Consider the following 14,791-nt stretch of genomic DNA (forward strand, 5'->3'; position numbering starts at 1 on the left):
CATGACCACCGAAATGCATGAGCTCTCGCGCCGCTTCGCGGCGCTCACCCCCGAAAAGCGCCAGGTCTTCCTGGAGCGCCTGCGCAACAGCGGCATCGGCTTCGAAGCGCTGCCCGTCGTGCCACGCACGCCCGAGGGCGACGCACCCATGGCCTATGCGCAGCGGGCGCTGTGGCTTGCCTGGCAGCGGGATCCCGGATCGCCGGCATACAACCTGGCGGGCCGCATGCCGCTGGCCTCCGGGACCGATGCGCAGCGAGTGCACGGTGCGCTGGCCGCACTGGTGGAGCGGCACGCCGTGCTGCACACGCGTTTTTCGGCCGATGCCGATGGCGAACCCGTGCAGCGCGTGGACTCGCAGCGGCCCTTCGGATGGTCTGTGCAGACCTGGAATACCGCGCGTGCGGCCGAGGAGGGAGAGGCGTTGTCCCGCGCCGCCAAGGCGTTCGCGCAACAGCCTTTCGACCTGGAGAACGGCCCCGTCTTCCGCGCCTGCCTGCATGTCTTCGCGGAAGGCGATCCCGAATTGATGCTGTGCGTGCACCACATCGCGGCCGACGGGCAATCCATCGGCATGCTGATGGCCGAGCTGCAGGCATTGCTTGCGGGCCGCGGGCTGGAATCCGCCCATCGGCCGCCGGTGGGCTATGCCGACTATGCGGCGTGGCAGCGCCATTGGCTGGAGGCCGGCGAGCTGCAGCGCCAGATCGGCCACTGGCGTGAACGCCTGCACGGCGCGCCCCTGGCCACCGCGCTGCCGCTCGACCGGCCCCGCCGCGCACCGCGCGGCACGCAGGGCGGCATGGTGGCGATGGCGCTGGACGCGGCGGTGTCGCAGCGCCTGCGTGCGCTGGGCCGTGCGCATGCGGCATCCCCGTATCTGGTTTCGCTGGCGCTGCTGGGGCAGTGGCTCCACCGCCAGGCGGGCGACGAAGACCTCTGCATCGGCGTACCCACCACCACGCGCGACCGGCCCGAGCTGGCGGGCGTGGTCGGCCATTTCACCAATGTGCTGGTGCTGCGCCTGCAGGCCGATCCGGCCTGGGGCTTCGCGCGCTGGCTGCAGCACGTGCGTGACCGCTTCCTGGAAGCCAAGGCCCACCAGGACGTCCCGCTCGACATGCTCGTCGAGGCATTGGCCGTGGAGCGCCTGCCCGGCCTGCACCCGCTGTTCCAGGTGAAGTCCACGCAGCAGCAGGCGGCATCGGCTCCCGCGGCGGGCCAGGCCAGCGGCATTGCCATGGACGAGATGCACTTCGACCTCAGCGTGGACCTGCTGGATACCGGGGACGCGTTGTCCTTCGAGATCGCCTACGCGGCCGATCTTTTCGACCGTTCCACGGTGCTGCGCCTGGCCGAGGGGCTGCAGGCACTGGCGCGCCAGGCCGCAGCCGACGACGGCGTGGCCATCGGAGCCGCCGCGCTGCCGCCGGCGCCGCCCCTGCGCGGCGAAGACCGCGACTGGCCTGCCTCCACCGTGCTGCACGCCTTCGCGGAGGCCGCAGCGCAGTCCCCGATGGCCGTGGCGCTGGCATCGGGCGACCGCGTGATCCGCTACGGCGAGCTCGACCGCGCTTCGGCCGCATGGGCCGCGCGCCTGCGCCGCCATGGTATCGGGCGCGAGGACCGCGTGGCCGTGTGCCTGGAGCGCGGGGTGGAGTTCGTTCTTGCCTGGCTCGCAGTGATGCGCGCCGGCGCCACCTGCGTGCCGCTGGATCCCTCGCTGCCCCCCGCGCGGCGCGATGGGTTGCTGCAGGACTGCGGCGCGGTGCTGCTGGTCTGCGCCGAGCCTGCCGATGCGTCCGCCATCGCGCAGTGGCGCATGGATTTCGAATCCGCCGGCGACGGAGCGGCCATGTCCGCGGCGGACGCTGCCGCGGTCCACCCCGGACAGGCGGCCTATGTGATCTACACCTCGGGGTCCACGGGCCGCCCCAAGGGCGTGGTGGTCTCGCACGGTGCCCTGGCCCACTATGCGCAGGGTGTGCTCGCGCGGCTGGACGTCGGCCCGGGCCGCTGCTTCGCCATGGTGTCCACCGTAGGGGCCGACCTGGGCCATACGTCGCTCTTCGGCGCGCTGTGTTCGGGCGGCTGCCTGCATCTGCTCACGAGCGCGGAGGCATTCGATCCCGATGCCTTTGCCGCCAGCATGGAGCGGCATGGCGCCGACGTGCTCAAGATCGTGCCGGGCCATCTGCGCGGTCTGCTGAACGCGCAGCAGCCTGCTGCCGTGTTGCCGCGGCACACGCTGGTGCTGGGCGGCGAGCTTGCCGACGAAGAGCTGCTGCGCACCGTCCGGCAACTGCGCCCCGGCCTGCGCATCGTCAACCACTACGGCCCCACCGAAACCACGGTGGGGGTCCTCACCCACACCGCTGCGCAGGACCTGGAGACGGCGGCACGGGCATTCACGGCCCTGCCTTTGGGCCGGCCCCTGCCGGCCTCGCAGGCGCATGTGCTGGACGCCCGGCTGGACCCGGTGCAGCCCGGCAATGCGGGCGAGCTGTACCTGTCGGGCCATGGCCTCGCGCGCGGCTATGGCGGACGGCCGGGCGCCACGGCCGAGCGTTTCGTGGCTTCGCCCTTCGGGCAGGGCGAGCGGCTCTACCGCACGGGCGATCGCGTGCGCCTGCGGAACGACGGCGCGCTGGAGTTCCTGGGCCGTGCCGACGACCAGGTCAAGATCCGCGGCTGGCGCGTGGAGCCCGGAGAGGTCGCTCAGCGCCTGCGCGAGTGCAGCGGCGTGGCCGATGCGGTCGTGGTGGCGCGCGCCCCCGACGCCGACCCCGGCGCGCTGGCATTGCACGCGTACGTGGTGGCCCGGCACCCTGGGTCGCCGCCCGCGGCGGATGCGCTGCGCGCGCAGTTGCAGGCGGGGCTGCCCGCCTGGATGGTGCCGGAGCACATCGCCGTGATCGGCGCCCTGCCGCTCACTCCCAATGGCAAGCTGGACCGCCGCGCACTGCCGGTGCCCCAGGGGCCCGAGGCCGGTGCGGCGGGCTTCGACGCACCCCGCGGCCCCCTCGAAGAAGCGCTGGCACGCGTGTGGTGCGATGTGCTGCGCGTGGAGCGCGTAGGGCGTGGCGACAATTTCCATGCCCTGGGCGGAGATTCCATCCTCAGCCTCAAGCTGGTGGCGCGCATCCGCAAGCAGGTGCCCGGCGGTGCGCAGATCGGCCTGCCCGACGTGATGCAGGCCACGAGCCTGGGCCATCTGGCCGGTCGGCTGCGCGAGCGCTTCGAGAGCGCGCACGATGCCGTCTGCCTGAGCGGGCAGGGCAGCGGTACACCCCTCTATTGCCTGCCCGGCATGATCGTGAACACGCGCGAGTTCCTGCCGCTGGCGGAGGCGCTGCGCGGCGAGCGCAGCGTGCATGCCTTCGTGAGCCACGTCTACACGCGCCAACGCTGGCGCGGCTTCGCATTGGAAGCGCTGGCGGCCGAATACGCGGATTTCATCGCAGCGACCGCGGTGGGTGGGCGGTGCGCGCTGCTGGGCTGGTCGTCGGGCGGGGACCTCGCCTTCGAGACCGCCCGCCGGCTGCGGGGCCGCGTAGAGGTGGCGTTCACCGGCCTGGTGGATGTGCACGAGACCGAGCCCCTGCGCGCGGCGCGCCCGTTGTCCGAGGCCGAGCGTGCCGTTGCCGAGGGCCGGCTCGCGGACTGGGTCGCCGGCTCCACCATGGCCGACCGCTGGACCGAACTGCTGCAGCGCATGGACACGCAGGAGCGCGATGGCGTGCTGCAGCTTCTGCAGGACGCGCAGCAGCCCTTCCCGCGCGATGGCGACGGCGAGGACTGCCATGAATACCTGCTCTGGACCACGCTGGACAAGCGCGTGCAGGCGCAGCGCTATGCCTGGTCGGCCGACGGGGTGCCGGTGCACCTGTTCCAGGCCGGCCGCTCGGTGGCCGAAGGCGGCGCGCTGCGGGACTGGTCGGTGCTCGCAGACGTGCGCAGCACGCAGGTGGTGGAGGGCGCTGGCCACCTCGACATCATCCGGAACGCCGGCTTCACCGATCTGCTGCGCACCGCGCTGCGTGCCGCGGATTCCGCCGCCGGTTGACCGCAGAAAAAAGGGGAGCGGCAGGCTGCCCTGCCGCTCCCCCGCGTAGCCGGAGGCGCCCGCCGCCGGCGAGCGCCTGGCCCCCTTACCAGCGATAGGTCGCTGTGGCGATCACGCGGCGCTGGTCGCCGTAGTAGCAGTTGCCGTACTGGTCGCAGTTGCCGATGTAGGTCTTGTCGGTCAGGTTGCGCACGTTCAGCGCGAAGGTCCAGCGATCGATGTCGTAGCCGATCATCGCGTCGAACACCGTGAAGGACGGAACCTTGCCCGGCGCGGCGTTCAGGTCGCCGTAGTTCGACCCCGTGAAGCGGGCGCCCAGTCCCACCTTGATGCGGTTCGGGAAGCGGTAGTCGGCCCAGAGCGCGGCGGCATTGCGCGACACGGCCGTGAGCGGCTTGCCGATCTCGCGCGCGGTGCTGCTGGCCGTGATCTCGGCCGTGGGCGTGTAGGTGTAGGAGCCCACCAGGTTCAGGCGGGGCAGCACTTCGGCCGAGGCTTCCAGCTCGAGCCCGCGCACCTGGACCTCGCCGGTCTGGCGCGGCACGAAGTTGTCGTCGGCGGTCAGGTAGTTCTTGCGGCGCAGATCGAAGATCGCCGCGCTGTAGCTCTGCTTGCCGCCTTCGGGTTGGTAGCGCACGCCGGCTTCGTACTGGCGGCCGGTCTCGGGCTTGAACGGCTGGCCCGTGGCGGGATTGCGCGTGGCCGTGGGCACGAAGGATTCGGTGTAGCTCACGTACGGCGCCCAGCCGTTCGGTGCCAGGTAGGTAAGGCCGGCCCGCTTGGTGGCCTTGCTTTCCGAGATCTTGGTATGGCTGCCGTCCAGGCGGCTGTCCACCTCGCTGCTGGCGCGGTCGTAGCGCGCGCCCAGCGTCAGCAGCCAGCGGTCGCGCCACTTGATCTGGTCCTGCACGTAGAAGCCGGTCTGCGCCAGCGTGGCGACGCCGTCATACCACGGGGCCGGGATCTGCACCGCGCCGCCGTACACGGGGTTGTAGATGTTGAGCGAGCTGGCCGAGCCGCCGCTGTAGCTGGTCTGGTCGATGCGCGTGCGCTGGTAGTCCAGGCCCACGAGCACCGTCTGCTGCACGTCGCCCGAGCGCAGGCGCGTCTCCAGCTGGTTGTCGAGGTTCAGCGCGCGGATGCGCTCGTTGCTGCCCGACACGGTGCGGCGCAGCGTCGTGAAGTTGGCCGGATCGCGCGGGTTGGCGGGGTTCACGGTGATGAAGTTGCGGCCCTGGACGGCGCTGTAGTCCACGTCGAGGTGGCTGTAGCGCGCGTTCTGGCGCACGGTGAAGGCGTCGTTGATGCGGTGCTCGAACAGAGTGCCGACCATCGAGGTGTCGAGGTCGAACCGGTTGTGCGTCGGATCGCTGGCGAAGAGCCCGCTCGGGATGAACGTGCCGATGGCCGTCGGCACGAGCGAGCCCACGGCCGGGCGCGTGCGCGAGAACACGCCCGCGCGGGTGCGCCCGAACTGCGAAAGCAGGGTGAGGCTGGTGTCGCTCGATGGCTTCCAGGTGAGCGAGGGCGCGATGAACGTGCGGTCGTCCTTCATGCCTCCGGCCGGCAGCTCGGCATCGCGCGTGAGCGCGGTGAGGCGGTAGAGCAGGGTGCCGTCCTCGCGCAGCGGGCCGGAGAAGTCGCCCGCGATCTGCTTGCGCCCGTGGTCGCCCACCTGCACCTGCACCTCGCGCAGGGGCTCGGCCGTCGGGCGCTTGCTCACCGCGTTCACGAGGCCGCCGGGGCCGCTCTGGCCATACAGCACCGATGCCGGGCCGCGCAGCAGTTCGATGCGCTCGGCGCCGTAGCTCTCGATCGGCCAGATGCCCCAGTTGCCGTTGTTGCGTAGCGGCATGCCGTCCAGGTAGAAGCCCGGCGCATACGCATCGAAGCCGCGCAGCGAGATCCAGTCATAGCGCGAGTCGGCGCCGAAGCGGGTGGGAATCACGCCCGGGGAATAGCTGAGCGCCTCCTTCACGTTCTTCGCGCCCTGCGCTTCCATGCGGTCGGCCGGGATCACCGAGATCGACTGGGGCGTTTCGATCAGGGGCGTGTCCGTCTTGGAGGCCGTGGTGCTGCGGCGCGCCGTGTAGCCGTTCACCCGCCCGGTGCCGCCCTCTTCGTTGCCGCCCGTCACGGTCACCGTGGGCAGCGTGGACGAATCGGCGGCTGCCTGCTGCGCGCCCACCGCGGAGGCGGTGAGCGCTGCCGCGGTCCCGAAGGCCGCGGTGATGGAGGCGTGCAGCAGCCGTTGGCGCGCGGGTCTCGCGGCGGAAAAATGGCGCATCGGAAAACTCCCCTTGGAAGAATGGAACGTGATGGAAACTGCGGAATGCATGAAATTGTAATGAGAATGTTTCTTATTCATGCGGCGCCATTGCTTTTTTTGTTCCGCTCTCAGGAACGCGGGAGCCAGAGGCCGTCGTAGAAGTAATGTTCCCGCAGCAGCATGACCAGTTGCGCGCGCTTGTGCGGCAGGTCGAACTCCTTCACTTTCGCGTAGCCCGACTTGTCGAGGTTGCGGATCTGCTGGTGGTGGTCGATGCGGGGCTCGCCCAGCACGCGCTGCGTGCGCGGATCGCACAGGAAGAGGTAGTGCGAGATCGAGGTGAGCCAGGCGGTGGCGAAGGCCTTGCCGCGGAAGGCGGGCTCGCCCACCAGCACATGCCATCCGCGGTCGTAGTCGTGCGCGTCGTAGAACGGCGAAATGCGGCTTTCCTTCGTCCAGTAGGACTCGAAGTACGCGAAGGGCTCGCCGTCCAGGCTGGCCATCATCGACTGCATGTGCGGATCGCGGTCGATGCCCTGCAGGTAGGCGCGGTGCTGGTCCAGATCGCCTTCCTCTTCCCAGATCACGGCCACGTCGGGGTCGTTCATCCAGCGGTGGAAGCGCGGCAGGTCCTGCTCGGTATCGAGGCTGCGGAACGAGAAGGTGCGGTCCAGCCACGGGATGTACCGCTGGTAGAGCACGCCGCGCTGCTTGGGCGCGCGGCGGGGGTGGTATCGGCCGTTCGTGAGCGCGAAGCGCTGGGCCATCGGCGGCGGCACCTGGGGCAGCCAGAGGGCCTCGTGCTGCCAGAGCGTGTCCTTGCAGGCCCGCAGCGTGCCGTCCGGGTGCGGCAGGAGCACGCCGGCAGCCGACAGCGGCGCGAGCCATGCGGCCTCGGCCAGCACGATCTCGCGCCGTGCCAGGTGGAGCGAAAAGGCCGCATCGAGCGCGGCCAGCGCATGCGCTGTGCCGCCCGCCTGTGCATCGCCGGCCCCGTGCGACATCGCCAGATCGTCGCCGCGGGCCGCCAGCGTCCATGCGGATGCGTGGCCGGTGCGGGTATCGGTCACGCGCAGCTCGGGCCCCTCGGCATGCACGGTGTGCAGCACGCCGCCCGGGTAGGAAATGAACGGGGCCGCCTCCGCGCCGGCGTTCGTGGCGGCGGCTCCGGTGTCGGGGCTGGAATGGGGCGTGGCGAATTTCATGGTGTCTCCTGTTCGTTCTCAGAGGGAGGGGGTGGCGGGGGCCGAAGCGGCGGGGGTGGTGTGCGGCGCCAGCAGCGCGAGGCCCTGGTGGAGGGCCGGGAACAAGCTGCGGTGGAAGTTGTTCCAGCGCAGCTCCAGGATGTTGTCCTGCGGCTGGATGTCGGTGGCCAGCACGTCGAAGATCACCTCGCCCGAATCGATGCCGTTGTCTACGTAATGGAGCGATGCGCCGGTGCGTTCCACGGGCGCGATGCGCTCCGTGGCCAGCGTCTGCCAGTCGGTCACGCGTTCGCCGCGCGCGCCGTGCAGCGCATCCAGCGTGGCCCGGGCGCCGCGGCGCTGGTAGGGCGATTCGAGCCGCGTGATGCCGGGGTGGATGTTCACGATGCGGCGGTAGAAAGGCGCCCCGGGCCGCACCAGCGCATCGAGGATGACCAGCAGCCCGTCGAGCACCACCACATCGGCCTGCAGGCCCCGCAGCGCGTCCAGCAGGGCGTCTTCAAAGGCCTGCTTGCCGGCTGCGCGTTCCGGCGCGCCCAGCGGCAGGCGCCGGTACTCGGACGGCACGGGCTGCAGCAGGTCCCGCAGCTTGCGGTCCTGCGTGGTGAGTTCGTGCGGAAAGATCCAGGGCCGGCCCGGCGTGCATGCGAAGCCGTAGTCGCCCAGGGCGGCCCGGTCGCGCGGCGAGCCCGGGTCGTCGTCGAAGAGCACGCCCTCCAGCGAATACGCGTCGCCGAGCGGCGTGGTGTCGAGCGCGTGCGCGAGGTATTCGAGCGGGGAGGGCATGTAGCGCCTTCCTCCGCGGTAGTCGATGAACTGCCCGGCCTGGTCGGCGGCCGCGTTGCGCAGGGACAGGATGTAGACGAGCTTGGCCTGTGGCATGGATGGTCGGTGAACGGAAACGGTCGGAAGGGGTGGAGGGAAGCGGAAAAGGGAAAAGGGAACGGAGAAAAGGGCGGCTGAGCGCGGCTGCGCAGCCGGGTGGCCGTGCCCGTCAGGGCACGGAGGCCTCCGGCGCCGTGGGCGAAGGCGCAGGCGCGTGTGCATGCGCTTCCCCATCGTGTGGGGTGCGGGGGCTGCGGTGGCACGGGTCCAGCGGGCATCTGCCGCAATAACCCTCGCCGGGCAGCAGGTAGTACAGGCAGCACTCGCGGTGCAGCGCGACGGGCACGGTGCCCTGTGCCGTGGCCATGGGCACCACGCGGCGGGGCCGGCACAGCGGATTGGTGCGTGGCGGGCCGGCAGGCCCCGCCGCCGCGTCCGGCGCCGGCCCGGGCCAGTCGGGCGTGTGCAGCAACAGGGCGGCATCACGTGCGATGGTGGGCACCTGCGGTGCGAGCTGCGCGGCCTGTTCCAGCACCGCTTCGAGGTGCCGCGCTGCATTGCTCCACAGTACCTTGGGCGGAACGCGCGCCACGCGCTCCAGCGCGCCGAAGAGGGGGTGCCAGTGCCTCCATACCAGCCCGTCGTAGCGCTCGGCGGTGCTGCCGGCGGGCATGCGGGTGCCCGCAGAGGCGAGGTGGAAATCCCGCAACCGCCCGTCGGCGTCCAGCCGCACGTGCAGTTCTGCCAGTGCCACGGGAAAGGCATGGCCCAGCACGCTGGCGGCCGCGGCCACCGGCGGCACCAGGGCACCCAGGTAATCCAGCAGCCAGGCCGACGCGGGTGCGCGCAGGTCGCGGGGGGCCGCCACGTCGATGCGCCACACGCGCTCCGCGTAGCGCCGCAGCAAGGCGTCGAGGACATCGGGCTCCAGCAGCTGCGATGCCGGCAGCGCATCCGCGGGTGGCTCCGGCGCGCACTGCAGGCGCTCCGCGAGCGGCGCCAGCGCGCCCTGGAAAAGGGGCTGCAGCAGCGGGATCACGGGGCAGGGGGACCGGCGAGCCGGTCGGTGCCATGGGCGGTCGGGGGCGCAGGGGCGCAGTGCATTCCTGGGAGACGTTCCTGCGCCCCGCATGTTCAGGGCGGGCGCGCAGCGGTGCGGCGGGTGGCGGCCGGCCGTGAACATCGCGCGGCCGATTGCGTCTTTGCTGCAGGCACCCGGGTTTTCCTCCGGTACCTGCCGCGTGCCTTGCCCCGAGCGGCTTGCGGCCACGCACCGGCCGGCGGGCCACGGGCCCGCCGCTTCCCCTTTTGCACAGCAACCAGGCCCTCGATGGGCGGAAAGAGATCTTGCGCATGACAGCAGTCACAGCTCCGCGCGCCCCGGCTTCCGAGGTGGCGCGACTCCTTCGACCGTTTCTTCCGTGGATCGCGCTCTCCACGGTGTGCGGGGTGGGCGCCGGCATCGCCACGGTGCTGCTGCTGCGCACGGTCAACGAGGTGCTGCACCGCCAGGGCGGCATGTCCGGCGGCCTGCTCTGGACCTTCGTGGCGCTGTGCGCCGCGGCGCTCTTCGGGCGCCTGCTGGCGGACGTGTCCACCAACTACGTGGGCCAGAAGCTCGTCGCCCAGGTGCGCATCAGCCTCGCGCAGAAGATCCTCTCGGCGCCCATCGACGCGCTGGAGCGCTACCGCACCCACCGCCTCATGCCCGTGCTCTCGCAGGACGTGGACATGATCAGCGACGCCGCCTTCGTGCTCTCCTCGGCGCTCATCGCCACGGCGGTCACTGTGGGCTGCCTCGTCTACATGGCCTGGCTCTCGGTGCCGCTGTTCGCGATCGTGCTGGGTGCGCTGGTGCTCGGCGCCAGCCTGCAGGTGGTGGCGCAGACGCGCGCAGAAAAGGGCTTCTGGAAGGCCCGCGAGCACGAGGACAGCCTGCACAAGGCCTACCGCGCCATCAGCGAAGGCGCCAAGGAGCTGCGCATGCACCGCGAGCGCCGCAACCGCATGCTGGGCGGGCAGGTGGAGCGCATCGTGGCGCAGATCCGCGACGTGAACGGCCGCGCGATCAACACCTACGTCATGGCGACGGCCTTCGGGTCGGCACTGTTCTTCCTGCTCATCGCCATGATCCTGGGCTGGGCCGCCTTCCAACCCACCGAGCCCGCCGTGCTGAGCGGCTTCGCGCTCGTGCTGCTGTTCCTCAAGGGGCCCATCGACCAGATCGCCGCCACGCTGCCGCACATGGGCCGTGCCAAGGTGGCGTTCCTGCGCATCGCCGACCTTTCTGCCCGCTTCGCCACGCCCGAGCCGCACCTGCACCTGGACCGCCCGTCCCCCGCGCCCGTGCTGCACGAGGGCATCGCGCTGAGCGGCGTGCGCTATGCCTTCGATGCGCCGCCGGACGGCGGCGAGCCCTTCGTGCTCGGCCCCATCGACCTGGATCTGCGGCGCGGCGAGATGGTGTTCATCGTGGGCGACAACGGCTCGGGCAAGACCACGCTCATCAAGCTGCTGCTGGGCCTCTACGCGCCCCAGGGCGGCGAGGTGCGCATCGACGGCGTGGCGGTGGACGCCCCCGCGCGGGACGACTACCGCCAGCTCTTCACCACCGTGCTCTCGGATTTCTATCTCTTCGAAGACCTGGCCGGCGGCGGCACCGAGGCGGGCCCGGGCATGGCCGCGCTGCCCGAGGCCGCACGGCCCTACCTGGAGCGCCTGGAGATCGCGCACAAGGTGAGCGTCAAGGAGGGCGCCTTCAGCACCGTGGACCTGTCCACCGGCCAGCGCAAGCGCCTCGCGCTGGTGCATGCCTACCTCGAAGGCCGGCCGGTGCTGGTGTTCGACGAGTGGGCCGCCGATCAGGACCCCGCCTTCCGCCACCTCTTCTACACCGAGCTGCTGCCCGAGCTGCGCGCCAAAGGCCACCTGCTCATCGTCATCTCGCACGACGACCGCTATTTCCATCTGGCCGACCGCGTGGTCCACATGCGTGCGGGCCGCATCGCCGAGAACCGCGTCCGTGCGGACCGCGAAAGCCTGGCCGCCTGACGGACCGCCCGCGCCTCCCGGGGCGCACCCTCCCTTTCTCACAAGGTTTCCAAGGAGTTGTCATCCCATGCAGCACATCCATGACCTGATCGGTATCGGCTTCGGCCCCTCCAACGTGGCGCTCGCCATCGCGCTGGAAGAGCGCCGCGACGCCCACGGCCGCGCGGCGCAGGCCTTCTTCATCGAGCGCCAGCCGGCCTTCGCATGGCACCCGCACATGCTGCTGGACCAGTCGCACATGCAGATCTCGTTCCTGAAGGACCTGGCCACGCTGCGCAACCCGCAAAGCCGCTTCACCTTCCTGAACTACCTGCACGAGCAGGGCCGCCTGCCGGACTTCATCAACCTCAAGAGCTTCTTCCCGAGCCGCCACGAGTTCAACGACTACCTCGGCTGGGCGGCCCGCCAGTTCGAAGGAATATGCGCCTACGGCGAAGAGGTCTTCGAAGTGCTGCCCGAAGCCGCACCGGACGGCAGCGTGGAACGGCTGCGCGTGCGCTCGCGCAACGCCGCGGGCCGCGTGCAGGAGCGCGTCGCGCGCAACCTGATCGTGGGCGTGGGCGGCACGGCGCGCATTCCCGAGGTGTTCCGCGGGCTGCACGGCGACCCGCGCGTCTTCCACTCCAGCACCTACCTGCGCGATATCGCGCGCCAGGGCGAGGCGCGCAGCATCGCCATCGTCGGTGCCGGCCAAAGCGCGGCCGAAATCTTCATGGATCTGCAGGGCCGCGCCCACGCCCCCGAGGTGGATTGGGCCATGCGCGCGCGCTCCATCCGGCCCTCGGACGACAGCCCGTTCGTCAACGAAATCTTCAATGCCGATTTCACCGACTACGTGTTCAGCCGCGACGGCGCTGACCGCGAAGCCCTGCTGCGCGAATACGCCGGCACCAACTACGCCGTGGCCGACCTCGAACTGATCCAGCAGATCTACAAGGTTCTCTACGAGCAGCGCGTGGCCGGCAGCCAGCGGCTGCGCATGCTGCGCCAGCACGAAGTGCGGGCCACGCGCGCCGATGCGTCCGGCGTCTTCCTGACCTTCTTCGATGCCGACCGGGGCGAGGAGCAGACCGTGCGCTACGACGCCGTCGTGCTGGCCACGGGCTACGAGCGCGTGGCCCACCGCGGGCTGCTGGAACCGCTGGCGCCCTACCTGGGCGACTTCACCGTGGACCGGCAGTACCGGCTGCAGACGGCCGAGCACTTCCGCCCCGCCGTCTTCCTGCAAGGCGCATGCGAAGACAGCCACGGCCTGAGCGACACGCTGCTGTCGGTGACCGCCGTGCGCACGGGAGAGATCGGCCACGCGCTGGCCGCCGCGCTGCCGCCCGCGCGCGACCCCATCCGCACCCGCGGCCCAGGCTCCGCAGGCACCCCGGCCCTGGCGGATGCCGCACGCGAAGACGATCGGCTGCGCGTGGCCTGAGCGACCCGCGGCGTCGCGGCGCCCGGGGCGGTGCTCAGGGCGGTGCTCAGGGCGGTGCTCAGGGCGGTGCTCAGGGCGGGGGGGCGCGGACGCCGAGCGCACGACAATCCCGCCATGCAGATCCCCAGCGCAGCGATGTGCCCCGTCCCCTGGCCTGTGCCCGGCACCGTGCCGGCCGGCCTGAGCGTGTGGCGCGTGCCGCTCGACCTGGGCCGCCCGGCGCCAGCCGATGACTGGGCCGTGCTCTCCCCGGACGAGGCGGCGCGGGCCCGTCGCCTGCGCCAGCCCGCCGATGGCGTGCGCGCCGTGCGCACGCGCGCAGCGCTGCGGCGGCTGCTGGGTGAACGGCTCGGCGTGCCGGCGCCCGATGTCCCCCTGGGCACCGGCCCCTGGGGGCGGCCCCGGCTGGCCAGCGGCACCGGGCCCGATTTCAATGTCTCGCATTCGGGCGACTGCGCGCTCATCGCCCTGTCGGAGCGCGGACTGGCCGTGGGCGTGGACATCGAGCGCACCGATGCCATCCTGCAAGGCACGCCCGTGGACCGCGCCGCGCTCGAAGCGCTGGTGCTCTCATGCCGCGAGCAGGGCGCCGCTCCTGCGGTGCGCCTTCCCTTCCCTGCCGTCTGGACGGCGAAGGAGGCGGTGCTCAAGTGCCTGGGTGTCGGCGTGGCGGAACACCTCGCCGCGGTCTCCCTGGAAGAGGATCCGGTCGCACCGTGGCCACCGGCCCGGGACTTGGCAGCAGACGCAGGAGCAGGCGGAGTCGGGTGGCCACCACTGGATGCCCCGGCGTCGGGCCGCTGCCTCCGGGTCCGGCTGGAGGGCGCGCTGCAGGGCTTCGGCGTGCAGGCATGCACCTTGCCGGCGCCCGCGGGATATGCCGCCGCCCTGGCTTGGTCGGACCCCCTGGGCTGGCCGCGGGGAACGCCGATTGCCCAGAGCAGGGCAGGAGCTTCCGCGACCGGCTAGTTGCTATTGCTTGTATAGCAAAGTATTCAATGAATACGGCGGCATGAGCACCTTTTCATGCCAAGACGGAGCGGGGCATCGCCAAACTTGCAGCAAGGAGCGCCCATGACGTCCCCCAAGGTCACCCGCACCCCCTGGCCGTTTCCCACGGCCGAATCGCACCCCGCGCCGCCTCCGCAGGCCAGCGGGCTCCAGGTACAAACCGTCGAGGAAGACACGCTCGACAGTGCCGTGGAAGAAACCTTCCCTGCCAGCGACCCCGTCTCGGTGGTCAGCACCAAGGCCGTGCCGACCCACGGCTCCGGCGACAGTGGAAAAAAGCCGCACTGACGGCACCGCGGCCGGGGGGCGCGGCCGCCTGCCCGGGGCCGCCGCGCCGCCGTCCCGATGACGCAGGACGCCAGCCTCACCCTGCTCGGCCTCCTCATGGCGCTGTGGATCGCGGCCGGTGTTACGGACTGGTGGTGCCACCGCCGCACGCACATCGAAGCCACCTCGGGCCTGGCCGAATCGGCCTTCCACTGGGCGCTGTTCCTGCAGATGGGCGCCGCCGTGCTGGCGGCCCTGCTGCTGCGCCCCACGGCCGCACTCGTCGCCTTCCTCCTCGCCATGTGGGCCCTGCACGAAGTGGCCACTTGGCTGGAACTGCGCATGGTCGCGCCCGTGCGCACCATCACCCCCCTGGAGCAGATGGTCCACAGCTTCATGGAAATCCTGCCCCTCGCCGGCGTCATGCTCCTGTGCCAGCCCGCGCTCACCGCCTGGCTGCAGGCCCCTGAGAGCGAACGCACTCTCGACTGGTGCTGGCTCCCACGCGAATCCCTGCCGCCCTGGCCGGTGCTTGCGGGCTACGCAGTGGCGATCGCGGTCTGCAATGGGGGACTGCTGGCGGAAGAGAGCTGGCGGTGCTGGCGCACCGCCAGGGCGGGAGGGGGCCGCTGAGGGAAATGCCGCGGGGGAAGGCTCTGTGCATTTCGGTG

General features: G+C 71.1%; 10 protein-coding genes. 6 read left to right on the forward strand and 4 right to left on the reverse strand.

The genetic code is table 11. The features are described 5' to 3' along the window. Nucleotide 1: 1 nt before the first annotated feature. Nucleotides 2-4,066 carry a non-ribosomal peptide synthetase gene (locus BM144_RS04285; protein WP_092950043.1) on the forward strand — a complete coding sequence of 1,355 codons (4,065 nt, stop codon included), beginning with the start codon at nt 2-4 and terminating at the stop codon, nt 4,064-4,066. A gap of 85 nt (nt 4,067-4,151) precedes the next feature. On the opposite strand, the gene BM144_RS04290 is transcribed toward BM144_RS04285, so the two are convergent. From BM144_RS04290 to fhuF, 4 genes are all read right to left on the reverse strand, one after another. Continuing rightward, nucleotides 4,152-6,353 carry a TonB-dependent siderophore receptor gene (locus tag BM144_RS04290; RefSeq protein WP_092950044.1) on the reverse strand — a complete coding sequence of 734 codons (2,202 nt, stop codon included), beginning with the start codon at nt 6,351-6,353 and terminating at the stop codon, nt 4,152-4,154. Nucleotides 6,354-6,463: 110 nt separating this feature from the next. Continuing rightward, nucleotides 6,464-7,540, reverse strand: coding sequence for a GNAT family N-acetyltransferase (locus tag BM144_RS04295; RefSeq protein WP_092950045.1), 1,077 nt, complete (start codon nt 7,538-7,540; stop codon nt 6,464-6,466). Nucleotides 7,541-7,558: 18 nt separating this feature from the next. After that, nucleotides 7,559-8,422, reverse strand: a complete 864-nt coding sequence (locus BM144_RS04300) for a formyltransferase family protein (protein ID WP_092950046.1) — start codon at nt 8,420-8,422, stop codon at nt 7,559-7,561. Between the two features lie 112 nt (nt 8,423-8,534). Continuing rightward, the gene (gene fhuF / locus BM144_RS04305; protein WP_092950047.1) at nt 8,535-9,404 is read right to left on the reverse strand and encodes a siderophore-iron reductase FhuF; all 870 of its coding nucleotides are present in this window, start codon (nt 9,402-9,404) and stop codon (nt 8,535-8,537) included. 314 nt (nt 9,405-9,718) lie between these two features. Between fhuF and BM144_RS04310 the strand changes: the two genes are divergently transcribed. The 5 genes from BM144_RS04310 (at nt 9,719) to BM144_RS04330 (ending at nt 14,753) form a co-directional block, all read left to right on the forward strand. After that, on the forward strand, nt 9,719-11,416 hold the full coding sequence (locus BM144_RS04310) for a cyclic peptide export ABC transporter (RefSeq protein WP_092950127.1): 1,698 nt from the start codon (nt 9,719-9,721) through the stop codon (nt 11,414-11,416). 67 nt (nt 11,417-11,483) lie between these two features. Beyond that, on the forward strand, nt 11,484-12,842 hold the full coding sequence (locus tag BM144_RS04315; RefSeq protein ID WP_092950048.1) for a lysine N(6)-hydroxylase/L-ornithine N(5)-oxygenase family protein: 1,359 nt from the start codon (nt 11,484-11,486) through the stop codon (nt 12,840-12,842). A gap of 114 nt (nt 12,843-12,956) precedes the next feature. Beyond that, nucleotides 12,957-13,811, forward strand: coding sequence for a 4'-phosphopantetheinyl transferase family protein (locus tag BM144_RS04320; protein ID WP_092950049.1), 855 nt, complete (start codon nt 12,957-12,959; stop codon nt 13,809-13,811). A gap of 105 nt (nt 13,812-13,916) precedes the next feature. After that, on the forward strand, nt 13,917-14,141 hold the full coding sequence (locus BM144_RS04325; RefSeq protein WP_092950050.1) for a hypothetical protein: 225 nt from the start codon (nt 13,917-13,919) through the stop codon (nt 14,139-14,141). Between the two features lie 57 nt (nt 14,142-14,198). Beyond that, on the forward strand, nt 14,199-14,753 hold the full coding sequence (locus BM144_RS04330; RefSeq protein ID WP_245783523.1) for a hypothetical protein: 555 nt from the start codon (nt 14,199-14,201) through the stop codon (nt 14,751-14,753). The last annotated feature ends 38 nt before the right edge of the window (nt 14,754-14,791 follow it).

Origin of the sequence: Paracidovorax konjaci (genome assembly GCF_900112675.1) — a bacterium.
Classification (GTDB): domain Bacteria; phylum Pseudomonadota; class Gammaproteobacteria; order Burkholderiales; family Burkholderiaceae_C; genus Paracidovorax; species Paracidovorax konjaci.

Bases quoted from the DNA above. Each gene is read 5' to 3' on its own strand.
- BM144_RS04285 (WP_092950043.1), top strand. From the start codon at position 2: ATGACCACCGAAATGCATGAGCTCTCGCGCCGCTTCGCGGCGCTCACC.
- BM144_RS04290 (WP_092950044.1), bottom strand. From the start codon at position 6,353: ATGCGCCATTTTTCCGCCGCGAGACCCGCGCGCCAACGGCTGCTGCAC.
- BM144_RS04295 (WP_092950045.1), bottom strand. From the start codon at position 7,540: ATGAAATTCGCCACGCCCCATTCCAGCCCCGACACCGGAGCCGCCGCC.
- BM144_RS04300 (WP_092950046.1), bottom strand. From the start codon at position 8,422: ATGCCACAGGCCAAGCTCGTCTACATCCTGTCCCTGCGCAACGCGGCC.
- BM144_RS04310 (WP_092950127.1), top strand. From the start codon at position 9,719: ATGACAGCAGTCACAGCTCCGCGCGCCCCGGCTTCCGAGGTGGCGCGA.
- BM144_RS04315 (WP_092950048.1), top strand. From the start codon at position 11,484: ATGCAGCACATCCATGACCTGATCGGTATCGGCTTCGGCCCCTCCAAC.
- BM144_RS04320 (WP_092950049.1), top strand. From the start codon at position 12,957: ATGCAGATCCCCAGCGCAGCGATGTGCCCCGTCCCCTGGCCTGTGCCC.
- BM144_RS04325 (WP_092950050.1), top strand. From the start codon at position 13,917: ATGACGTCCCCCAAGGTCACCCGCACCCCCTGGCCGTTTCCCACGGCC.
- BM144_RS04330 (WP_245783523.1), top strand. From the start codon at position 14,199: ATGACGCAGGACGCCAGCCTCACCCTGCTCGGCCTCCTCATGGCGCTG.